The organism is Parasaccharibacter sp. TMW 2.1891 (assembly GCF_023337675.1).
Taxonomy (GTDB): Bacteria; Pseudomonadota; Alphaproteobacteria; order Acetobacterales; family Acetobacteraceae; genus Bombella; species Bombella apis.
Genome location: NZ_QORT01000002.1, coordinates 274,049 through 292,648 on the forward strand (window position 1 = coordinate 274,049; position 18,600 = coordinate 292,648).

General features: G+C 56.8%; 31 protein-coding genes. 30 read left to right on the forward strand and 1 reads right to left on the reverse strand.

Going from position 1 to position 18,600, the window contains the following annotated elements:
• Positions 1-111: 111 nt before the first annotated feature.
• From rpsL to rplQ, 30 genes are all read left to right on the forward strand, one after another.
• Positions 112-483 (forward strand): 30S ribosomal protein S12, encoded by a 372-nt coding sequence (gene rpsL, locus DTJ15_RS06695; protein WP_023979007.1) that lies wholly within the window; start codon positions 112-114, stop codon positions 481-483.
• Positions 484-495: 12 nt separating this feature from the next.
• Positions 496-972, forward strand: a complete 477-nt coding sequence (rpsG, locus tag DTJ15_RS06700; RefSeq protein WP_043557827.1) for a 30S ribosomal protein S7 — start codon at positions 496-498, stop codon at positions 970-972.
• A 108-nt stretch (positions 973-1,080) separates the two neighbouring features.
• Positions 1,081-2,271 carry an elongation factor Tu gene (gene tuf / locus DTJ15_RS06705; RefSeq protein ID WP_043557828.1) on the forward strand — a complete coding sequence of 397 codons (1,191 nt, stop codon included), beginning with the start codon at positions 1,081-1,083 and terminating at the stop codon, positions 2,269-2,271.
• A gap of 114 nt (positions 2,272-2,385) precedes the next feature.
• Positions 2,386-2,694 carry a 30S ribosomal protein S10 gene (gene rpsJ, locus DTJ15_RS06710; protein WP_018980179.1) on the forward strand — a complete coding sequence of 103 codons (309 nt, stop codon included), beginning with the start codon at positions 2,386-2,388 and terminating at the stop codon, positions 2,692-2,694.
• A 10-nt stretch (positions 2,695-2,704) separates the two neighbouring features.
• On the forward strand, positions 2,705-3,388 hold the full coding sequence (gene rplC / locus DTJ15_RS06715) for a 50S ribosomal protein L3 (protein ID WP_043557830.1): 684 nt from the start codon (positions 2,705-2,707) through the stop codon (positions 3,386-3,388).
• Between the two features lie 5 nt (positions 3,389-3,393).
• Positions 3,394-4,008, forward strand: coding sequence for a 50S ribosomal protein L4 (gene rplD, locus DTJ15_RS06720; RefSeq protein WP_043557831.1), 615 nt, complete (start codon positions 3,394-3,396; stop codon positions 4,006-4,008).
• A gap of 41 nt (positions 4,009-4,049) precedes the next feature.
• Positions 4,050-4,346, forward strand: coding sequence for a 50S ribosomal protein L23 (locus tag DTJ15_RS06725; RefSeq protein WP_181005181.1), 297 nt, complete (start codon positions 4,050-4,052; stop codon positions 4,344-4,346).
• Positions 4,347-4,364: 18 nt separating this feature from the next.
• Positions 4,365-5,195, forward strand: coding sequence for a 50S ribosomal protein L2 (gene rplB / locus DTJ15_RS06730; RefSeq protein ID WP_081562856.1), 831 nt, complete (start codon positions 4,365-4,367; stop codon positions 5,193-5,195).
• Between the two features lie 16 nt (positions 5,196-5,211).
• Positions 5,212-5,490 (forward strand): 30S ribosomal protein S19, encoded by a 279-nt coding sequence (gene rpsS, locus DTJ15_RS06735; RefSeq protein ID WP_043557836.1) that lies wholly within the window; start codon positions 5,212-5,214, stop codon positions 5,488-5,490.
• 2 nt (positions 5,491-5,492) lie between these two features.
• Entirely contained in the window at positions 5,493-5,918 is a 426-nt protein-coding gene (gene rplV, locus DTJ15_RS06740; RefSeq protein WP_043557837.1) for a 50S ribosomal protein L22, read from the forward strand.
• 3 nt (positions 5,919-5,921) lie between these two features.
• On the forward strand, positions 5,922-6,599 hold the full coding sequence (rpsC, locus tag DTJ15_RS06745; protein WP_043557839.1) for a 30S ribosomal protein S3: 678 nt from the start codon (positions 5,922-5,924) through the stop codon (positions 6,597-6,599).
• Positions 6,600-6,657: 58 nt separating this feature from the next.
• Positions 6,658-7,074 (forward strand): 50S ribosomal protein L16, encoded by a 417-nt coding sequence (rplP, locus tag DTJ15_RS06750; protein WP_043557840.1) that lies wholly within the window; start codon positions 6,658-6,660, stop codon positions 7,072-7,074.
• Positions 7,075-7,076: 2 nt separating this feature from the next.
• The gene (gene rpmC, locus DTJ15_RS06755; protein ID WP_043557842.1) at positions 7,077-7,313 is read left to right on the forward strand and encodes a 50S ribosomal protein L29; all 237 of its coding nucleotides are present in this window, start codon (positions 7,077-7,079) and stop codon (positions 7,311-7,313) included.
• A 13-nt stretch (positions 7,314-7,326) separates the two neighbouring features.
• The gene (gene rpsQ, locus DTJ15_RS06760; RefSeq protein ID WP_043557843.1) at positions 7,327-7,602 is read left to right on the forward strand and encodes a 30S ribosomal protein S17; all 276 of its coding nucleotides are present in this window, start codon (positions 7,327-7,329) and stop codon (positions 7,600-7,602) included.
• Positions 7,603-7,614: 12 nt separating this feature from the next.
• Complete coding sequence (gene rplN / locus DTJ15_RS06765; protein ID WP_043557844.1) at positions 7,615-7,983, forward strand: 50S ribosomal protein L14; 369 nt, start codon at positions 7,615-7,617, stop codon at positions 7,981-7,983.
• Entirely contained in the window at positions 7,983-8,303 is a 321-nt protein-coding gene (rplX, locus tag DTJ15_RS06770) for a 50S ribosomal protein L24 (protein WP_081562857.1), read from the forward strand. Before rplN ends, rplX begins: the two co-directional genes overlap by 1 nt.
• A gap of 10 nt (positions 8,304-8,313) precedes the next feature.
• Positions 8,314-8,880 carry a 50S ribosomal protein L5 gene (gene rplE, locus DTJ15_RS06775; RefSeq protein WP_043557848.1) on the forward strand — a complete coding sequence of 189 codons (567 nt, stop codon included), beginning with the start codon at positions 8,314-8,316 and terminating at the stop codon, positions 8,878-8,880.
• A gap of 131 nt (positions 8,881-9,011) precedes the next feature.
• Positions 9,012-9,317 carry a 30S ribosomal protein S14 gene (gene rpsN / locus DTJ15_RS06780; protein ID WP_043557849.1) on the forward strand — a complete coding sequence of 102 codons (306 nt, stop codon included), beginning with the start codon at positions 9,012-9,014 and terminating at the stop codon, positions 9,315-9,317.
• 13 nt (positions 9,318-9,330) lie between these two features.
• Positions 9,331-9,729 carry a 30S ribosomal protein S8 gene (gene rpsH, locus DTJ15_RS06785; RefSeq protein WP_043557850.1) on the forward strand — a complete coding sequence of 133 codons (399 nt, stop codon included), beginning with the start codon at positions 9,331-9,333 and terminating at the stop codon, positions 9,727-9,729.
• 9 nt (positions 9,730-9,738) lie between these two features.
• Positions 9,739-10,275 carry a 50S ribosomal protein L6 gene (gene rplF, locus DTJ15_RS06790; protein WP_043557852.1) on the forward strand — a complete coding sequence of 179 codons (537 nt, stop codon included), beginning with the start codon at positions 9,739-9,741 and terminating at the stop codon, positions 10,273-10,275.
• Positions 10,275-10,637 (forward strand): 50S ribosomal protein L18, encoded by a 363-nt coding sequence (gene rplR, locus DTJ15_RS06795; protein WP_043557853.1) that lies wholly within the window; start codon positions 10,275-10,277, stop codon positions 10,635-10,637. Before rplF ends, rplR begins: the two co-directional genes overlap by 1 nt.
• Before the next feature lie 12 nt (positions 10,638-10,649).
• Positions 10,650-11,219: a 30S ribosomal protein S5 gene (gene rpsE / locus DTJ15_RS06800; protein ID WP_043557855.1), complete on the forward strand. Its 570-nt coding sequence runs from the start codon at positions 10,650-10,652 to the stop codon at positions 11,217-11,219.
• Positions 11,212-11,403 carry a 50S ribosomal protein L30 gene (gene rpmD, locus DTJ15_RS06805; RefSeq protein ID WP_043557856.1) on the forward strand — a complete coding sequence of 64 codons (192 nt, stop codon included), beginning with the start codon at positions 11,212-11,214 and terminating at the stop codon, positions 11,401-11,403. The genes rpsE and rpmD overlap by 8 nt, the downstream gene beginning before the upstream one ends.
• A gap of 1 nt (position 11,404) precedes the next feature.
• The gene (gene rplO / locus DTJ15_RS06810) at positions 11,405-11,893 is read left to right on the forward strand and encodes a 50S ribosomal protein L15 (RefSeq protein ID WP_043557858.1); all 489 of its coding nucleotides are present in this window, start codon (positions 11,405-11,407) and stop codon (positions 11,891-11,893) included.
• Positions 11,894-11,987: 94 nt separating this feature from the next.
• Entirely contained in the window at positions 11,988-13,364 is a 1,377-nt protein-coding gene (gene secY / locus DTJ15_RS06815; RefSeq protein WP_043557860.1) for a preprotein translocase subunit SecY, read from the forward strand.
• Positions 13,361-13,939 (forward strand): adenylate kinase, encoded by a 579-nt coding sequence (locus tag DTJ15_RS06820; protein WP_043557861.1) that lies wholly within the window; start codon positions 13,361-13,363, stop codon positions 13,937-13,939. Before secY ends, DTJ15_RS06820 begins: the two co-directional genes overlap by 4 nt.
• A 204-nt stretch (positions 13,940-14,143) precedes the next feature.
• Positions 14,144-14,521 (forward strand): 30S ribosomal protein S13, encoded by a 378-nt coding sequence (gene rpsM / locus DTJ15_RS06825; RefSeq protein ID WP_043558318.1) that lies wholly within the window; start codon positions 14,144-14,146, stop codon positions 14,519-14,521.
• Positions 14,522-14,571: 50 nt separating this feature from the next.
• Positions 14,572-14,964, forward strand: a complete 393-nt coding sequence (rpsK, locus tag DTJ15_RS06830; RefSeq protein ID WP_043557862.1) for a 30S ribosomal protein S11 — start codon at positions 14,572-14,574, stop codon at positions 14,962-14,964.
• A gap of 142 nt (positions 14,965-15,106) precedes the next feature.
• Positions 15,107-16,126, forward strand: coding sequence for a DNA-directed RNA polymerase subunit alpha (locus tag DTJ15_RS06835; protein WP_043558320.1), 1,020 nt, complete (start codon positions 15,107-15,109; stop codon positions 16,124-16,126).
• 44 nt (positions 16,127-16,170) lie between these two features.
• Positions 16,171-16,587: a 50S ribosomal protein L17 gene (gene rplQ / locus DTJ15_RS06840; protein WP_043557864.1), complete on the forward strand. Its 417-nt coding sequence runs from the start codon at positions 16,171-16,173 to the stop codon at positions 16,585-16,587.
• A 342-nt stretch (positions 16,588-16,929) separates the two neighbouring features.
• Here the strand turns inward: rplQ and DTJ15_RS06845 are convergent, their stop codons facing one another.
• Entirely contained in the window at positions 16,930-18,450 is a 1,521-nt protein-coding gene (locus DTJ15_RS06845) for an efflux transporter outer membrane subunit (RefSeq protein ID WP_043558323.1), read from the reverse strand.
• Positions 18,451-18,600 lie beyond the last annotated feature (150 nt).

The following is an 18,600-nucleotide window of genomic DNA, read 5'->3' on the forward strand; positions in this document are numbered from 1 at the left end:
TTCTTCTGTGCAATCGTGCGAAGACAGGCGGTTCAGCCGCATGTCGGTTAGAACGGAATGTCGTGGCGGGGGTTTCCCCGTCAGCATATGGACAAGGATTGGGAAGGGCGCATGCCGACCATCAACCAGTTGATCGCAAAGGGCCGTGAGCCGGCCGCAAAGCGGAACAAGGTTCCTGCTCTGCAGGGATGTCCGCAGAAGCGTGGTGTTTGCACACGTGTTTATACTGTAACGCCGAAAAAACCGAACTCCGCCCTGCGTAAGGTCGCCAAGGTGCGTCTGACCAACGGGTATGAGGTGGTGAGCTATATTCCGGGTGAGGGGCACAACCTCCAGGAGCATAGCGTTGTTCTGATCCGCGGTGGTCGCGTGAAGGATCTTCCCGGTGTGCGTTACCACATTCTTCGTGGTGTGCTGGATACGCAGGGTATCGCAAAACGCCGTCAGCGCCGTTCGCTGTATGGCGCAAAGCGGCCGAAATAAGGGGTATTTGGAATGAGTCGCCGTCATCGCGCTGTCAAGCGTGAGATCCTTCCCGATCCAAAATTCGGAGATGCCGTCATTACGCGCTTCATGAATGCGCTGATGTATGATGGTAAGAAATCTACTGCTGAACGCATCGTTTATGGAGCACTGGAAGTGCTGCGTAAGCGTGGCGGGTCTTCTGCGGACCCGGTGGCCATGTTCCACTCAGCACTGGATAATGTAAAGCCGGCTGTTGAGGTCCGTTCCCGCCGTGTTGGTGGTGCGACCTATCAGGTTCCGGTAGAGGTTCGTGCAGAACGCCGTCAGGCGCTGGCTATCCGCTGGCTGATTGAGGCGTCCCGCAAGCGTGGTGAGAACACCATGCAGGACCGTCTTTCCAATGAGTTGATGGACGCGGTGAACAACCGCGGTGCAGCCGTCAAGAAGCGGGAAGACACTCACCGTATGGCTGAAGCCAATAAGGCATTCAGTCATTATCGCTGGTAATTTTTACCGGTAATAAGGCTTCTGGCCATTTTCTGGTTTCCAGAGTGGCCAGCATGAAGTTTCAGTCATACCTCTGGCCCCTGTGGGTCAAGGTTTTGGAGAGAGACGATGGCAAAGGCTAAATTTGAGCGTACAAAGCCGCATGTTAACATCGGCACGATTGGTCACGTTGACCATGGTAAGACCACGCTGACGGCTGCAATCACAAAGACACTGGCTGAGACCGGTGGTGCAACCTTCAGTGCTTATGACCAGATCGACAAGGCTCCTGAAGAGCGCGCTCGTGGTATTACGATTTCCACAGCTCACGTTGAGTATGAGACGGAAAACCGTCACTACGCTCACGTGGACTGCCCCGGCCACGCTGACTATGTGAAGAACATGATCACCGGTGCGGCCCAGATGGATGGCGCCATTCTGGTTGTCTCCGCTGCTGACGGCCCTATGCCGCAGACACGTGAGCACATCCTGCTGGCCCGTCAGGTCGGTGTGCCGGCTCTGGTGGTCTTCCTGAACAAGGTTGACCAGGTTGACGATCCGGAGCTGCTGGAGCTGGTGGAGATGGAAGTTCGTGAGCTTCTGTCCTCCTACGACTTCCCTGGTGACGATATCCCCATCGTCAAGGGTTCTGCTCTGGCCGTTCTGGAAGATGGTAACCCGGCACAGGGCAAGGAAGCCATCCTGGAGCTGATGAAGGCTGTTGACAGCTACATCCCGCAGCCGGAGCGTCCGGTTGACCGTCCGTTCCTGATGCCGATCGAAGACGTGTTCTCCATCTCTGGGCGTGGTACGGTTGTGACTGGCCGTGTCGAGCGTGGTGAAGTCAACGTCGGTGACGAGGTCGAGATCGTTGGTCTGCGTCCTACCGTCAAGACGACAGTTACGGGCGTCGAGATGTTCCGCAAGCTGCTGGATCGCGGTGAAGCTGGTGACAACATCGGTGCTCTGCTGCGTGGCACGAAGCGCGAAGATGTTGAGCGTGGTCAGGTTCTGGCAAAGCCGGGCACCATCACCCCGCACAGCAAGTTCAAGGCTGAGGCCTACATCCTGACGAAGGAAGAGGGTGGCCGTCATACGCCGTTCTTTACCAACTATCGTCCGCAGTTCTACTTCCGTACGACGGACGTGACGGGTGTTGTGACCCTGCCGGAAGGCACCGAGATGGTGATGCCGGGTGATAACGCTACCATGGATGTCGAGCTGATTGCTCCGATCGCCATGGACGAAGGTCTCCGCTTCGCTATTCGTGAAGGTGGCCGTACAGTGGGTGCCGGCGTGGTGGCTTCCATCAGCGCCTAAGTCCCTGCTGACTTCGGAATCTGGTGCCCCGGTCGAATTTTTTTCGGCCGGGGTTCCATTTCTAGGAGAAATGCAGTAGGACGGCATCCGGTTTATTAAGGATGAAGTGAAATCATGGACGACCAGAACATCCGCATTCGCCTTAAAGCGTATGATCATCGCGTGCTGGATAACAGCACGAAAGAGATCGTCAATACGGCGAAGCGTACGGGTGCGCGGGTTCGGGGTCCCATCCCCCTGCCGACGCATATTGCCCGGTTTACTGTGAATCGTTCACCGCATGTGGATAAGAAGAGCCGCGAGCAGTTCGAAATGAGAACGCACCGCCGGCTGCTCGACATTGTCGAGCCGACCCCGCAGACCGTGGACGCCCTCATGAAGCTCGATCTCGCCGCTGGCGTAGATGTCGAGATTAAACTCTAAGGTCCAGACGATGCGTACCGGATTGATTGCAAAAAAGCTGGGGATGACCCGGCTCTTTAAAGAAGACGGCACACATGTGCCGGTGACGGTGCTGCACCTTGATGCTGTCGAGGTTGTGGATGCCCGTACACAGGAGCGTGATGGCTATACGGCTGTCCAGCTCGGTATGGGGGCTGCAAAGGCCAAGCACGTCACAAAAGCGAACCGTGGGCATTTTGCCCGTGTGAAGGTTGAGCCCAAGAAGAAGCTGGCCGAGTTCCGTGTGGCAGAGGATGCCCTGCTGGAACCGGGGACGAAGCTTTCTGCTGCCCATTTCGTGGTTGGTCAGAAAGTGGATGTCACGGGCCGTAGCAAGGGTAAAGGTTTTGCTGGTGTCATGAAGCGCCACAACTTTGCCGGTCTTGAGGCGACACACGGCGTGTCCATCAGTCACCGTTCTCACGGCTCTACGGGTCAGCGCCAGGATCCTGGCAAGGTCTTCAAGGGCAAGAAGATGGCTGGTCACCTCGGTGACAAGCGCGTGACAACACAAAACCTCGAAATTGCTGCTGTGGATGAAGAGCGTAACCTGATCATGGTGCGCGGTGCTATCCCAGGTGCCAAGAACAGTGTTGTTCTGGTTCGCGATGCAATCAAGAAGGCCCGTAATGCGGACGCGCCATATCCGGCAGCGACCGTTGAGGCCGCCGGGTGAGGGATATGGAATACGATATCAAAACCCTCGAAAACGGAAGTGCCGGTAAAATCGCACTGCCGGAAGAGATTTTCGGGATTGTTCCCCGCAAGGACATCATGGCCCGCGTCGTGAACTGGCAGCTTGCCAAACGTCGTGCTGGCACACACGCAACAAAGGGCAGGGGTGTCGTTTCTGGCACAACCAAGAAGCCGTATCGCCAGAAGGGGACAGGTTCTGCCCGTCAGGGCTCTCTGAGAGCTCCGCAGTTCCGTACCGGTGGTGTCGTGCATGGTCCGGTCGCCCGTGATCATGGTTTCGACCTCCCCAAGAAGGTGCGTCGTCTTGGGCTGCGCTCTGCCGTTTCCCAGAAGGCTTCTGAAGGCAAGCTGATCATCCTGAAGGATCTGGCTGGCGTTGAGAAGACCCGTGAGGCCGCTGCCCGTCTGAAGGCTCTTGGCTGCTCGTCTGCGCTGATCGTGGATCAGGTTGCTGACCAGCCGTTTGCCCGTGCGATTGCCAATCTGCCCAAGATTGATCTCCTGCCCACGATCGGGGCAAATGTTTATGATATTCTCAAGCATGATGTGCTGGTGATTACCCACGCTGCTCTTGAGGGTCTCAAGGAGCGTCTGGCATGACAACGAAAACAGTTCTGAATGCACGCAAGGCGGCTGCTGGCCTGTCTCAGGAAGCTCTGTTTGATGTGCTGCGTGCACCGCTGATCACTGAAAAGGCAACCATGGCTTCTGAGAAGAACCAGGTTGTGTTCAAGGTGGCTCTGGAAGCAACGAAGCCGCAGATCAAGGTCGCTGTCGAGAAGCTTTTCAACGTCAAGGTGGCTGGTGTCAGCACCCTGATCCAGAAAGGTAAGACAAAGCGCGTCAAAGGTCGTCCGGGTCGCCGTTCTGACATCAAGAAGGCGTATGTCCAGCTTGCTGAAGGTCAGTCAATTGACCTCACAGCGAAGCTTGGTTGAGGCGCGGGGTAAGATACCATGGCATTGAAGCACTTTAATCCCACGACACCAAGCACTCGTGGTACCGTGCTGATTGACCGGAGCGAGCTCTGGAAGGGCAAGCCCGTCAAGCAGCTTACGGAAGGCAAGAACAAGACTGGTGGCCGTAACAACTACGGGCGTACAACCGTACGCTTCCGTGGCGGCGGGCACAAGCAGTCCTACCGTTATGTTGATTTCAAGCGTCGCAAGTTCGATGTTGTCGGCACGGTCGAGCGTCTGGAATATGACCCGAACCGTACGGCCTTCATCGCACTGGTCCGCTATGAGGATGGTGAGCTGGCCTATATCCTGGCTCCTCAGCGCGTGAAGGCTGGTGACCGTGTGGTTGCTGCCCATCATGCTGACGTCCGTCCGGGCAACGCCATGCCGCTGGCTTCCATGCCGGTTGGTACGATCATCCACAACATCGAGCTGAAGCCCGGTGCTGGTGGCAAGCTGGCCCGTTCGGCTGGCAACTATGCCCAGCTCGTTGGCAAGGATGCCGGTTACGCACAGATCAAGCTGCAGTCCGGTGAGCTGCGTATCGTGCGTGCCGAGTGCATGGCAACTGTTGGTGCGGTTTCCAACCCGGACAACATGAACCAGCACTTTGGTAAGGCAGGTCGTCGTCGCTGGATGGGGCGTCGTCCACACAACCGTGGTGTGGTCATGAACCCCGTCGACCATCCGCATGGTGGTGGTGAGGGTCGTACCTCTGGTGGCCGTCATCCTGTCACACCGTGGGGTGTGCCGACCAAGGGCTACAAGACCCGTACCAACAAGAAGACGGACAGCCTGATTATCCGTCGTCGTAAAACCGGCAAGTAAGAGAGGGGCATAGAAGATGGCACGTTCCGTCTGGAAAGGCCCGTTCGTCGACGGGTATCTGTTTGGCAAGGCTGAGAAGGCCCGTGCATCGGGCCGGAATGAGGTGATCAAGATTTGGTCCCGTCGTTCCACCATCCTGCCGCAGTTCGTCGGGCTGACGTTCGGCGTCTATAATGGTCAGAAGTTCCTGCCTGTGCAGGTGACGGAGCATATGGTCGGTCATAAGTTTGGTGAGTTCTCACCCACCCGTACTTATACCGGTCATGGTTCCGATAAGAAGTCGAAGCGAGGCTGAGCATGAGTAAGCCTAAGCATATCCGTACCCTGGCTGATACAGAGGCACAGGCTGTTGCCCGCAACATCCGTGTCAGCCCGCGCAAGCTGAATCTGGTTGCTGCCACGATCCGCAACCAGCCGGCAGGCAAGGCAATCGCTGCGCTGACGTTCTCCCGTCGCCGTATCGCCCAGCAGGTCAAGAAGGCTCTTGAGAGTGCCGTGGCCAATGCAGAAAACAATCATCAGCTTGATGTTGACAAGCTGGTGGTGAAGACTGCTGAGGTTGGCAAGTCGATCGTGATGAAGCGCTTCCATGCACGGGGCCGTGGTCGTTCTGCTCGTGTTGAGAAGTTTTTCAGCCACCTGAAGATTGTTGTTGCTGAGCGCGCTGAAGCTGAGGAAGCTCCGAAGGCCGGCAAGAACTCAAAAGAGCAGAAGGCAGCCTGATCTATGGGACATAAGGTTAATCCGATCGGGCTTCGGCTCGGTGTCAATCGTACATGGGACAGCCGCTGGTATGCAGGCGGGGATTATGCCCGTCTGCTCCATGAGGATCTGAAGCTGCGCTCTTTCCTGCGCAAGAAGCTTTCGGGTGCTGGTGTTTCCCGTGTGGTCATCGAACGTCCTGCCAAAAAGCCTCGTGTGACGATCTACGCCGCACGTCCTGGCGTGATCATCGGCAAAAAGGGTCAGGACATTGACGCCCTGCGCAAGACCCTCAGCGCCATGGCCAAGGCTGATGTCGCTCTGAATATTGTCGAGATCCGCAAGCCGGAAATCGATGCGACTCTGGTGGCAGACAACATCGCCCAGCAGCTGGAGCGCCGTGTGGCCTTCCGCCGTGCGATGAAGCGTTCCATCCAGTCTGCAATGCGTCTGGGTGCCCAGGGTATCCGCGTGACATGCAGTGGACGTCTTGGTGGCGCCGAGATCGCTCGTGACGAGCAGTATCGTGAGGGTCGTGTACCGCTGCATACGCTGCGTGCCGACATCGACTATGGGACTTCTACAGCGCACACCACTTACGGTTCCTGCGGCGTGAAGGTCTGGATCTTCAAGGGTGAGATCCTGGCTCACGACCCGATGGCCCAGGACCGTCGTGCTGCGGAGCAGGCTCCTCAGCGTTAAGGGGCGGGGGGCTTCCCCCGTCTTTTATCCGAGGTGCTTGATGTGAGGATAGAAAATCATGCTTTCTCCAAAGCGGACAAAGTTTCGTAAGGCCCACAAGGGCCGCATTCATGGGATGGCCAAGGGCGGTACGCAGCTGAATTTCGGTGCGTATGGTCTGAAGGCTCTGGAGCCTGAGCGTATCACGGCTCGTCAGATCGAGGCATCCCGTCGTGCCATCACGCGTGCCATGAAGCGTGCCGGACGTGTCTGGATTCGTATTTTTCCTGACACTCCGGTCTCGACAAAGCCGGCAGAAGTGCGTATGGGTTCCGGTAAAGGTAACCCCGAGTACTGGGCAGCCCGTGTGAAGCCGGGTCGTATCCTCTTCGAAATTGAAGGGGTGCCGCCGGAGGTTGCTCGCTTGGCTCTTAGCCTGGCGGCTGCAAAGCTGCCGATCAAGACCAAGTTCATTCAGCGTATCGGGGAGGCTTGAGAATGGCTGAGACGACCTATAAGGTTGCCGAGCTGCGCGCAAAGAGCGAGGATGAGCTCAAGGCTCTCCTGCTGGATCTGAAGCGTGAGCAGATCAACCAGCGTTTCTCTGCGGCTACAGGCCAGTCCGAGAACACCAGCCGTGTCAGGATCGTGCGTCGTGCTGTCGCCCGCATCAAGACACTGCTGAACCAGTCGAAGAACCGTGCGGGCGCAAAAACGTCCGCCGCCAAGTCCTGAGAGGAGACGGACGATGCCCAGGCGCGTCCTGACAGGGCGGGTGACAAGTGACAAGATGGACAAGACGGTGACCGTTCTTGTTGATCGTCGTGTCATGCATCCGCTCTATAAAAAGTTTATCCGCCGTTCCAAGAAGTATGCAGCGCATGATGGCGCCAATGCATGCAAGGTTGGTGATGTGGTCCGCATCGTTGAGTGCGCACCTCTCTCCAAGCGTAAGACGTGGACGGTCGTTTCCCGTAATGGAGTCGATGTTGCCGAGGCCGCTTCGACTTCTGTCGGCGCATAAGGGGGTAGACACATGATTCATCCCGAGACCAACCTTGACGTAGCTGACAACTCCGGTGCACGTCGGGTGCAGTGCATCAAAGTGCTGGGTGGCTCCAAGAGGAAGACCGCCTCGGTCGGCGACATCATTGTCGTATCCGTCAAGGAAGCAATTCCCCGCGGGAAGGTGAAGAAGGGTGACGTCCATCAGGCTGTCATCGTTCGCACATCTTACCCGGTGCGTCGTGCAGATGGCTCCGCCATCCGCTTTGACCGGAACGCTGCTGTCCTGCTGAACAAGCAGCAGGAGCCGATTGGTACGCGTATTTTTGGCCCGGTTGTTCGTGAGCTGCGTGCCCGCAAGTTCATGAAGATCATCTCCCTGGCTCCGGAGGTGCTGTAATGGCTGCACGTATCAAAAAAGGTGATCAGGTTCTGGTCCTGACAGGGCGTTCCCGCGGTGTGCGTGGGGAAGTCCTTTCCGTTCTGCCGAAGGTGGAAAAGGCTGTGGTGCGTGGCGTGGCTGTTGCCAAGCGCCACTCCAAGCCGAACCGTATGGGCGAGGGTGGCGGCATCATCGAGCGTGAGATGCCTGTTCATCTGTCCAATCTGAAGCTGATCGACCCGAAGAGTGGTAAGCCGACCCGTGTTGGTTTCCGTGTTCTGGAAGATGGTCGCAAGGTCCGTGTTGCCAAGGTGACCGGTGAAGTGATCGAAGGCTGAGGAGCGAACGATGAGCGATAACAAGAGTGCCGTTCTGCCCCGTCTGCAGCAGGAATATCAGGACAAGCTCCGCGCCAAGCTGCGTGAGCAGTTCGGGTATAAGAGCGACATGCAGATCCCCAAACTGGAGAAAATTGTCCTGAACATGGGGGTCGGTGAGGCTGCTGCTGACCAGAAGAAGCTGGATGCCGCTGTTGAAGAGATGGCTCTGATCTCTGGTCAGAAGCCGGTCAAGACTGTGGCACGCAAGGCTGTTGCGGGCTTCCGTATTCGTGAAGGGCTGCCGATCGGTTGTAAGGTAACGCTGCGCAAGGCTCGCATGTACGAGTTCCTGGATCGTCTGGTGACGATCGCCATGCCGCGTATCCGTGACTTCCGCGGTCTTCCGGCGAACAAGGGCTTTGATGGCCGTGGCAATTTTGCCATGGGTCTGAAAGAGCAGATCGTGTTCCCGGAAATTGATTATGACAGGGTTGATGCCATCCGTGGTATGGACATCATCTTTGTGACAACGGCAAAAACTGATGAAGAAGCGAAGGCTCTTCTGAAGGCATTTGATCTGCCGTTCGTGTCCTGAGCGACAATTTTTCGTATCAATCACGGGAAAATGGACTTTCCCCCTTCACATGAGGGGGGAGTTTCCGTTACAAGTCCGGTGATTGGAAAACCGTCGGGATAGGCCTGACAGGTTCCGGGAGAAGATTCGAGATGGCGAAAGTCTCTGCGGTGAACCGTAATAATCGTCGTGCTGCCATGGCGCAGCGTGACCTTGAAAAGCGGACCGCTCTCAAAAATACTATCAAGAACCGCTCTCTCTCCATGGAGGAGCGCTTCGAAGCGACACTTAAACTGGCCAAGCTGCCGCGTAATGGGTCCCAGACCCGTGTGCGCCTGCGTTGCAAACTGACCGGTCGTCCCCGTGGGAACTACCGCAAGTTTGAACTGTGCCGTATTGCTCTGCGTGACCTTGCTTCTACGGGGCAGATCCCCGGCATGGTCAAGTCCAGCTGGTAAAAGGGTAGTCTGAATGTCTATGTCTGATCCTTTGGGTGATATGCTCACCCGGGTCCGTAACGCTCAGCGTGCCCGCCATGCTGCCTGCGTTGCTCCGGCGTCCAAGCTGCGTGCCAGTGTTCTTGAAGCACTGAAACGCGAAGGATATATCCGCGGTTACACGACCGAGGAAGTCCGCAAGGGCATTTCCCAGTTCCGTATCGAGCTGAAGTACACAGATGGTCAGCCGGTGATCCGCGAGATTCATCGCGTGTCCCGTCCGGGTCGCCGTGTGTACTCCAAAATCAAAGAGCTGCCGCGTGTTTATGCTGGTCTGGGTGTTTCCATCCTCTCCACGCCGCGCGGTGTTCTTTCAGACGTCGAGGCTCGGGCTGCCAATGTTGGTGGCGAGATCCTCTGCCGCGTCTTCTAAGGAGGGAATATGTCTCGCGTAGGTAAATATCCTATTGACCTCCCCGCAGGCGTGGAAGCAGCTGTCAAGGACGGTATGTTCTGCGTCAAGGGTAAACGTGGTGAGCTTAGCGTGCCGGTATCTTCTCATGTTGATGTGAAGATTGCCGACGGCAAGGTTACCGTGTCTCCGCTGGGTGGTCGTACCAACAAGAGCTGGACGATGTGGGGGACATCCCGTGCGGTGTTCGCCAACATGATCAAAGGTGTCTCTGAGGGCTTCCAGAAGGGGCTTGAGATCCAGGGTACGGGTTTCCGTGCTGCTGTTCAGGGTTCCAATCTGGTCATGAACCTCGGTTTCTCTCACGATGTGATCTATCCGATCCCGTCCGATGTGAAAATCACGACGCCCCGCCCGACAGCCATTCTGGTTGAAGGTAACGACAAGCAGCGCGTTGGTCAGGTAGCTCTGGATATCCGCAGCTTCCGCAAGCCCGAGCCTTACAAGGGCAAGGGTGTCCGGTATGAGACCGAAGTTCTGCGTCAGAAAGAAGGTAAGAAGAAGTAATGGCATCGCTGCAAGGATTGCAGGAACGCCGCCGCAAGCGGCTGCGTTTCCAGCTTCGTCGCAAGAGCGGCGGCCGGCCGCGTTTGTCGGTCTTCCGTTCCAGCAAGAATATCCACGTCCAGGTCATCGACGATGCCCGTGGAATTACGCTGGCCAGCGCCTCTACGCTTGAGAAGAGTGTTCGTGAAGCCGGTAAAACGGGTGCGAATATCGCAGCAGCTACCGTTATTGGTAAGCTCGTTGCCGAGCGCGCTGTCAAGGCTGGGGTCAAGGAAGTCGTGTTCGACCGTGGCTCCTATCTCTATCATGGCCGGGTGAAAGCCCTGGCAGAGGCTGCCCGTGAGGGCGGGCTGTCTTTCTAAGGAGGATCACACATGGCACGTGAGCCAAGAGAAGGCGGCCGTGGTGGTCGTGAGCGCGAGCAGGGTGATGAGCTGGTTGACAAGCTGGTAACCATCAACCGTGTCGCCAAGGTTGTTAAGGGTGGTCGGCGTTTCGCCTTCGCGGCTCTGGTCGTTGTTGGCGACCAGAAGGGGCGTGTCGGTTATGGTGCTGGTAAGGCCCGTGAGGTGCCGGAAGCCATTCGTAAGGCAACCGAGCGCGCCCGTCGCAACATGATCCGTGTACCGATGAAAGAAGGCCGGACTCTGCATCATGATGCAGTGGGCCATTTCGGTGCTGGTGAGGTTGTCGTTCGTGCAGCTGAGGCTGGTACGGGGATCATCGCTGGTGGTCCGATCCGTGCTGTCTTCGAGAGCCTGGGCATCAGCGACGTTGTTGCCAAGAGCCTCGGGACCCGGAACCCGCACAACATGATCAAAGCTGCTTTCAACGCTCTTGAGCGTGCAAGCAGCCCGCGTCAGGTTGCGGCCCGCCGTGGCAAGAAGACATTCGAGCTGTTCGGACGTCGTGAGCAGTCAGAGACGGAGGCTGCCAATGTCTGAGACAAAAGGCAAGACAATCCGGGTGACGCAGATCGCTTCTGTGATCGGTTCCAAACCGGGTCAGGCGGAAACGGTGAAGGGGCTGGGCCTGCGTGGCATCGGTTCCAGCCGTGAGCTGGAGGATACCCCTTCTGTCCGTGGTATGATCCGCAAGGTGTCCCACCTGGTGAAGGTGGAGGGTTGATATGAACCTGAATGAATTGCGCGACAACGCCGGGGCACGCTATCACAAGAAGCGTCTCGGGCGTGGTATCGGTTCCGGCAAGGGTAAGACCTCCGGAAAGGGTCACAAAGGTCAGAAGGCACGCTCCGGCGTGGCCATCAATGGCTTTGAGGGTGGTCAGCTGCCGATCTATCGCCGTATGCCGAAGCGTGGCTTCGTCAACATTTTCCGCAAGGAATATGCTGCGGTGAATATCGGTGCAGTGAGCAAGGCTCTGGAGGCTGGCAAGCTTTCCGCCTCTGCTCCTGTGACGGAAGAAGCACTGTACCAGGCTGGTCTGGTCGGTAGCCGCAAGGTTGCTGGTGTGCGTCTTCTGGCAAAAGGTGAACTGTCTCAAGGCGTGAACTTTGAAGTGTCCGGTGCCTCTGCTGCTGCTGTGGCTGCAGTGGAGAAGGCCGGTGGCTCTGTGAAGGTTCTGGCCGCAAAGAAGGATGCTCAGGCTGAAGCCTGAGCCTGTCCTGCCCAGCCTGCTGGGACGACGGTGAACTAGTGAACAGCGTCCCGTACGATGTGCGGTGGCGCTGTTTTCATGAAAGGACGGGGAGATGGCTTCTGCCGCAGAACAGCTGGCCGGTAACCTGAATATGGGTGCCTTCGCGAAGGCGACGGAGCTGAAAAAACGGATCTGGTTCACGCTGGGTGCGTTGATTGTTTATCGACTGGGAACATTCATCCCGGTTCCGGGGATTGATGCCTCTGTGCTGGGGCAGCTTGTTGGGGAGCAGCAGGGTGGCATCCTGGGCATGTTTGACATGTTCACGGGTGGCGCTTTGGGGCGCATGACCATTTTTGCTCTCAACATCATGCCCTACATCAGTGCATCCATCATCATCCAGCTTCTTTCCACGGCTTTGCCTTCCATGGAAGCGCTGAAGAAAGAAGGGGAGAGTGGGCGCAAAAAACTGAACCAGTATACCCGTTATCTGACGGTGCTGATCGCCATCGTGCAGGCCTATGGCTTTGCCATGGGGCTGAGCAGCATGCATACGCAGGCAGGGCTCAGTGCTGTCATCTCGCCGGGTCCGACTTTCCTCGTCTCTTATGTCGTGATGCTGGTAACGGGAACCCTGTTCCTGATGTGGCTGGGTGAGCAGATAACCTCCCGGGGTATCGGGAACGGTATTTCCCTGATCATTTTCTCGGGTATCGTGGCCAACCTGCCTCATGCGCTGGGGAGCCTGCTGGAGCTGGGACGTACTGGCGCGCTGTCTCCGGTTTTTGTCGTGGTTTTCCTGCTGCTGGCGCTGGCTGTCATTGCCTTCATCGTGTTCATGGAGCAGGCACAACGGCGTGTCGTGATCCAGTATCCCAAGAGGCAGGTGGGTAACCGCATTTATGGTGGCGATTCCACGCACATGCCGCTGAAGGTCAATACAGCTGGGGTCATCCCGCCGATCTTTGCATCATCCGTTCTGCTGGTGCCGGCAACGCTGTCAGGCTTCATGCATAACAATGGTGGATTTCTGGGGCATGTCGGGCAGTGGCTTTCCCAGGGGCAGCCACTTTACATGGCATTCTATGCCTTCATGATCGTCTTTTTCTCCTATTTCTATGCTGCGGTAACCTTCAATCCAGAAGAGACGGCTGAGAATTTGAGAAAGCAGGGTGGTTTTGTACCGGGTATCCGGCCGGGTGCGAATACGGCCCGTTATTTTGACCGGATTCTCTCAAGGCTGACGACTATCGGTGCCGCCTACATGGTGCTGGTCTGTCTGCTGCCGCAGTTCCTGATCAACAAATATAATGTGCCGTTCTATTTTGGGGGAACCAGTCTGATCATCATTGTCTCCGTGACGATCGATACGGTCACACAGGTCCAGTCCCATCTGGTGGCCCATCAGTATCAGGGGCTCATCCGCAAGCAGCGTGGCCGGAAGGGAGCCCGTGGCCGGGCGGGTAAGGAAAGAAGGAACTTACGGTGAACATCATTCTTCTTGGCCCGCCGGGTGCGGGCAAAGGGACACAGGCAAAACGTCTTGAAGACAGCCGGGGCATGAAGCAGATCTCAACAGGGGACATGCTTCGTGCCGAGGTGAAGGCGCAGTCACCGATTGGTGTGGAGGTGAAGGCGTTGATGGAGAAGGGGCATTTTGTTCCTGATCCGATCATCGTTCAGATGATTGAAAACCGTATCGCTCAGCCTGACTGTGGAAAGGGTGTCATCCTTGATGGTTTCCCGAGGACTGAAAGCCAGGCAGAGATTCTGGACTCCATGCTGAAGGAGCAGGGGCTTAAGATTGATGCGGTCATTCTTCTGGAGGTCAGTGAGGAAGCGCTGGTGAAGCGTCTGTCTGAACGGCAGCATGAAGATGGCTCTCGCAGGGCTGATGATCATCCTGAGGTGATCCATGCCCGGCTGGAGATGTACCGGAAGCAGACGGCCCCCATCCTGCCCTATTATGAGCAGAACGGTCGTCTGAACCGCATTGATGGTATGCAGGATGTCGAAACAGTCGGGAGGGCGATTGATGCCATTCTCGATCGGGCAGGCTCCTGAATGAATGAGCTGATCACGAAAAAGTGATCTTTATGGTTTGACTTGTCTGGCAGGGCAGTATATTCGCCCAGCATAAGGTGAGCGTACGGCCCTGATGGTGGGGCTGGAATCGTTCTGGGGACCGACGCCGGTGAGCGGCCATGGTCCGGTCAGACAAAGATTTTTGTAAACACGGCTTTGGGCCGTGTGGATGGGAGAATTGGCGTGGCACGTATTGCCGGCGTAAACATTCCGACCAACAAGCGGGTGGTCATCGGTCTGCGCTATGTTTATGGCATTGGTCCTTCGAGCGCACAGGCTATCTGTGAGAAGCTCGGTATCGACAATGCCAAGCGCGTGAATGAGCTGTCTGATGATGAGGTGACGAAGATTCGTGACCTGATCGATAGCGATTATCGTGTGGAGGGTGATCTCCGTCGTGAGACGGCGATGAACATCAAGCGTCTGATGGACCTTGGCTGCTATCGTGGCCTGCGTCATCGTCGTGGTCTGCCGGTTCGTGGTCAGCGTACGCATACCAACGCCCGTACCCGCAAGGGTAAGGCTGTTGCCATTGCAGGTAAGAAGAAGGCAACGCGCTGATAGGCGCCGCTTCTTTCACCCTATCGCAGATTTAATAGGACAAGCATACTATGGCCAAGGCTGCCGCACCGCGTATCCGTAAGAAGGAACGTAAAAACATCATTTCCGGTGTTGCTCACGTTCTTTCCACCTTCAACAACACGATGATCACGATTGCTGATGCCCAGGGCAACGCCATCGCCTGGTCCTCCTCCGGCGCACAGGGTTTCAAGGGCTCCCGCAAGTCCACCCCGTATGCAGCTCAGGTTGCTGCCGAGGATGCAGGGCGCAAGGCCCGCGAGCACGGCATGGAAACGCTGGAGATTGAGGTTTCCGGTCCTGGTTCAGGGCGTGAGAGCGCTCTGCGTGCCCTTCAGGCTGTCGGGTTCACGATCACATCCATCCGCGACATGACGCCGGTGCCGCATAACGGTTGCCGTCCGCGCAAGCGTCGCCGCGTCTGATCTGGACGCAAAAATCTGGTAGGTCTGGCTGTCACGAATGGATGGTGCAGCCAGATTGACCTTGGTGAGTTCGTACCGCACGACAGTGCGGGCCTGGCACCGCCATCCTGTGGCGGGCTTCGTTGTTTGAAAGGCCATGATCTTGGTTCTCCAGAAAAATTGGCAGTCTCTCATCAAACCGGAGAAGCTTGAAGTCGAGCCTGGCCCGGTTCCTTCCCGTATGGCAACCATCGTTGCAGAGCCGCTTGAGCGTGGCTTTGGCCTGACGATGGGCAACGCCCTGCGTCGTATTCTTCTTTCCTCCCTTCAGGGTGCTGCTGTTACGGCCATCCAGATTGACGGGGTCCTTCACGAATTCTCATCCGTTGCGGGTGTGCGTGAGGATGTGACCGACATCGTGCTGAATGTGAAGCAGCTTGCTTTGCGCATGCATGGTGAGGGCCCGAAGCGTATGGTTCTCACGGCAACAGGGCCGGGAGAAGTGAAGGCTGGGCAGATTCAGACGGGCCATGACATTGAGATCATGAATCCGGAGCTGGTGATCTGCACGCTTGACGATGATGTCAAGCTTGGCATGGAATTCACGGTGAACATGGGCAAGGGTTATGTCCCTGCTTCTGCCAACCGTCCGGATGATGCACCGATCGGGCTGATCCCCATTGATGCGATCTATTCGCCGGTGCAGCGTGTGTCTTACAAGGTGGAGCCGACCCGTGTTGGACAGGTCACCGACTATGACAAGCTGCTGCTGAGTGTCGAGACAAACGGAGTCGTCACTCCGGAAGACGCACTGGCACTGGCTGCCCGCATCATGCAGGATCAGCTTCAGCTCTTCATCAATTTCGATGAGCCGCGTCCGGTTCAGAATGAAGAGCCGCAGGATGATCTGCCGTTCAGCCGTCACCTTCTGCGTAAGGTGGATGAGCTTGAGCTTTCCGTGCGTAGCGCAAACTGCCTGAAGAACGACAATATTGTGTATATTGGCGACCTCGTGCAGAAGAGCGAGCAGGAAATGCTGCGGACTCCGAATTTTGGTCGTAAGTCGCTGAATGAGATCAAGGAAGTGCTCACAGGCATGGGGCTTTCGCTGGGGATGAATGTCCCGGCCTGGCCGCCGGAGAGCATTGAGGATCTGGCCCGGCGTCTCGACGAGACATTCTAAGAACCCCGGCTGGGAAGTTCGGGTAGAAGGATTAGGGAAACAACATGCGTCATAATCTGAGCGGACGTAAACTTGGCGTCACCTCCACTCATCGCGCTGCGATGTTCCGCAACATGGCTGTTGCGCTCATCAAGCATGAGCAGATCTCCACGACTCTGCCGAAGGCCAAAGAGCTTCGCCCGGTTGTCGAGAAGCTGATCACGCTGGGCAAGCGTGGCACACTTCATGCACGCCGTCAGGCTTTTGCCCAGCTGCGTGATGATGCCATCGTCACCAAGCTCTTCTCTGAGCTGAGCAAGCGTTATGCAGGCCGTGCAGGTGGCTACAGCCGTGTGCTGAAGGCTGGCGTCCGCTATGGCGACAATGCCGACATGGCCGTGATTGAGCTGGTCGAGCGTGATGTCGAGGCCAAGGGCAAAGATAGCGGCCCTGTTCAGAAAGAAGATCAGGAAGCTGCTTGAGCTTTTTCTCCAATGGGAGAATAAAGGAAAGGTCGGTGCCATCAGGCATCGGCCTTTTTTCACGGGGTAAGAGTACCCGATAGAAAAGCAGGTAATGCCATGAGTTCTAATCTGAAAGACGTAAGCAGCCCGATTCTGGGGATGGTGCAGGACGTAATTGAGGATCTGGTAATGGACCATCCTTGGGGATGGACTGGATTTGCTTTTTTCGTAGGGATACTTTTGGGCCGAAAGAAGAAGCCTTGTCAGGAGCAGCAGCCTTCCTGAAGGCACGGGACAGAATCATGTCCTCATGGAAAGGCGTCTCTCTCCCCAGAGGAGAGGGCGCCTTTTTTGATGCGGTCAGTTTTTGTCTTTCTGGATGAAGCTGGGCAGGAAGGGATTGTCAGTCTGGAGGGAATCCTTGCTGGGTAGTTGGTCTGTGCTCCAGCCGCCACCAATATCGGTGATGAGGCGGATGACACTGTTGAGGCGCTGCTGCTGTATCTGAAGGCGGGATTCTTCATATTGCAGGGCTGTCTGCTGCGCCGTGATGACAGTGGTGTATATCTGTGTTCCGGCCAGATACTCGTTCATGGAGACTTCCACGGCCCGCTGTGCGCTCTCTACAGCCTGATTCTGGTAGGTCATCTGGTCGCCGAGATAATGCAGGTTGGAGAGCTGGTCCTCCGTATCCTGCAGGGCCTTCAGCACGACCTGTCTGTAATTGGCAACAGCGTTGTCGTAGTCGGCTTCGGCTTCCCGTACGGCAGCGGAACGGGCCCCACCATTGAAGAGGGTCTCGCTGGCGGCTGCACCGAGCGACCATGTGCGTGTTGCCAGCTGGATCAGATGCTGGATAGGATTTCCGCTGTAGCCATAGCTGGCTGACAGGGTGATCTGCGGATAGAAGGCCCCGATCTCGTACCCGATTTCAGCATTGTATCCTTCCATTTCCCGCTCGGCCTGGGCGATGTCTGGTCGCCTTTGCAAAAGGTCGGAGGGGAGGAACTGTGGAATGGGTGGCAGCGTGAAGGGCAGCGGTGCATGGGGAATGGTCAGGTCAGCCGGAGGACGGCCGATCAGCACGGCTATGGCATGCTCGTATTGGGCACGGGCCACATGGGCGTTGGCCAGACTGGCCTGGGTTGATTCCAGCTGGTATTTGGCCTGTAGCACGCTGGTGGGGTCGGCGACACCGGCGGCCAGCTGGTTGCTGAGAATCTCCAGATTATGCTGATACAGGCCGACATTGCGTGTGAAGAGGTCAATCAGGCTGTCCTGATAACGCAGGTTCATATAATCGGTGGCCAACTCCAGCTGGTAGGAGAGCTGCATGTTGGCCAGCAGGGCTGCGCTGGACTGTGTCGAGCTGACCTGCTGTTCTATCTGCCGCCGGATCATGCCCCAGACGTCAATCGTCCAGCTGGCACTGGGCCCCATGGTCCAGGTGTTGGTGGTGTTGACGAAGGTATGGGGTTCGGCATTCAGGCCGCTGATGGTCCTGCCCCCGCTGGAATTGCGGTTGAAGCCGAATTTGCCGTTGAGGGTAGGGAAAAGGCTGGCCCGCACGGAGTCGATCATGGCCCGTGCTTTGCGGTATTGCGCCTCATACTGCTTCAGGCTCTGGTTGGAACGGCTGACTTCCTCCTCCAGTCCGTTCAGCGTGGGATCATTGAAAACGGTCCACCAGTTTCCCTTGGGCATGTTGCTCATGGCCGGATTGGCTTTTGTCCAGCCCTCAGGTGGAGGGGCTTCTTTGAAGCGTGAGGAGATGATCGCTTTTGGCCGGTGATAATCCGGCCCGACCATGCAGCCCCCCAGTGTAGCAAGCAGGCCTGTTGTCAGAACGGCAGAGCGAAGGGCACGAAAGGGAAGCGACATGAAAATCCGGGCGTGATGATAGATAAGGTAATGTGTTGTGTGAGGAGGTGTTATATCAGATGGAGGCACGTTCATGAGCATTATTACGTTTTTGGAATAAAGAATATCAGCGAGCTGAGGGAAGCCCGGTAAGGTGCTAGCGGTATCTTG

What these genes read in the sequence shown, in the direction of transcription:
- rpsH (WP_043557850.1), top strand. Translation starts at nt 9,331, where the DNA reads ATGTCTATGTCTGATCCTTTGGGTGATATGCTCACCCGGGTCCGTAAC.
- rplX (WP_081562857.1), top strand. Translation starts at nt 7,983, where the DNA reads ATGGCTGCACGTATCAAAAAAGGTGATCAGGTTCTGGTCCTGACAGGG.
- rpsQ (WP_043557843.1), top strand. Translation starts at nt 7,327, where the DNA reads ATGCCCAGGCGCGTCCTGACAGGGCGGGTGACAAGTGACAAGATGGAC.
- secY (WP_043557860.1), top strand. Translation starts at nt 11,988, where the DNA reads ATGGCTTCTGCCGCAGAACAGCTGGCCGGTAACCTGAATATGGGTGCC.
- rpsC (WP_043557839.1), top strand. Translation starts at nt 5,922, where the DNA reads ATGGGACATAAGGTTAATCCGATCGGGCTTCGGCTCGGTGTCAATCGT.
- tuf (WP_043557828.1), top strand. Translation starts at nt 1,081, where the DNA reads ATGGCAAAGGCTAAATTTGAGCGTACAAAGCCGCATGTTAACATCGGC.
- rpmD (WP_043557856.1), top strand. Translation starts at nt 11,212, where the DNA reads ATGTCTGAGACAAAAGGCAAGACAATCCGGGTGACGCAGATCGCTTCT.
- rpsE (WP_043557855.1), top strand. Translation starts at nt 10,650, where the DNA reads ATGGCACGTGAGCCAAGAGAAGGCGGCCGTGGTGGTCGTGAGCGCGAG.
- rplF (WP_043557852.1), top strand. Translation starts at nt 9,739, where the DNA reads ATGTCTCGCGTAGGTAAATATCCTATTGACCTCCCCGCAGGCGTGGAA.
- rplP (WP_043557840.1), top strand. Translation starts at nt 6,658, where the DNA reads ATGCTTTCTCCAAAGCGGACAAAGTTTCGTAAGGCCCACAAGGGCCGC.
- rplV (WP_043557837.1), top strand. Translation starts at nt 5,493, where the DNA reads ATGAGTAAGCCTAAGCATATCCGTACCCTGGCTGATACAGAGGCACAG.
- rpsS (WP_043557836.1), top strand. Translation starts at nt 5,212, where the DNA reads ATGGCACGTTCCGTCTGGAAAGGCCCGTTCGTCGACGGGTATCTGTTT.
- rplD (WP_043557831.1), top strand. Translation starts at nt 3,394, where the DNA reads ATGGAATACGATATCAAAACCCTCGAAAACGGAAGTGCCGGTAAAATC.
- rpsJ (WP_018980179.1), top strand. Translation starts at nt 2,386, where the DNA reads ATGGACGACCAGAACATCCGCATTCGCCTTAAAGCGTATGATCATCGC.
- rplC (WP_043557830.1), top strand. Translation starts at nt 2,705, where the DNA reads ATGCGTACCGGATTGATTGCAAAAAAGCTGGGGATGACCCGGCTCTTT.
- rpsK (WP_043557862.1), top strand. Translation starts at nt 14,572, where the DNA reads ATGGCCAAGGCTGCCGCACCGCGTATCCGTAAGAAGGAACGTAAAAAC.
- rplO (WP_043557858.1), top strand. Translation starts at nt 11,405, where the DNA reads ATGAACCTGAATGAATTGCGCGACAACGCCGGGGCACGCTATCACAAG.
- rpmC (WP_043557842.1), top strand. Translation starts at nt 7,077, where the DNA reads ATGGCTGAGACGACCTATAAGGTTGCCGAGCTGCGCGCAAAGAGCGAG.
- rplE (WP_043557848.1), top strand. Translation starts at nt 8,314, where the DNA reads ATGAGCGATAACAAGAGTGCCGTTCTGCCCCGTCTGCAGCAGGAATAT.
- rplN (WP_043557844.1), top strand. Translation starts at nt 7,615, where the DNA reads ATGATTCATCCCGAGACCAACCTTGACGTAGCTGACAACTCCGGTGCA.
- rplR (WP_043557853.1), top strand. Translation starts at nt 10,275, where the DNA reads ATGGCATCGCTGCAAGGATTGCAGGAACGCCGCCGCAAGCGGCTGCGT.
- rplQ (WP_043557864.1), top strand. Translation starts at nt 16,171, where the DNA reads ATGCGTCATAATCTGAGCGGACGTAAACTTGGCGTCACCTCCACTCAT.
- rpsN (WP_043557849.1), top strand. Translation starts at nt 9,012, where the DNA reads ATGGCGAAAGTCTCTGCGGTGAACCGTAATAATCGTCGTGCTGCCATG.
- rplB (WP_081562856.1), top strand. Translation starts at nt 4,365, where the DNA reads ATGGCATTGAAGCACTTTAATCCCACGACACCAAGCACTCGTGGTACC.
- DTJ15_RS06845 (WP_043558323.1), bottom strand. Translation starts at nt 18,450, where the DNA reads ATGTCGCTTCCCTTTCGTGCCCTTCGCTCTGCCGTTCTGACAACAGGC.
- rpsL (WP_023979007.1), top strand. Translation starts at nt 112, where the DNA reads ATGCCGACCATCAACCAGTTGATCGCAAAGGGCCGTGAGCCGGCCGCA.
- rpsG (WP_043557827.1), top strand. Translation starts at nt 496, where the DNA reads ATGAGTCGCCGTCATCGCGCTGTCAAGCGTGAGATCCTTCCCGATCCA.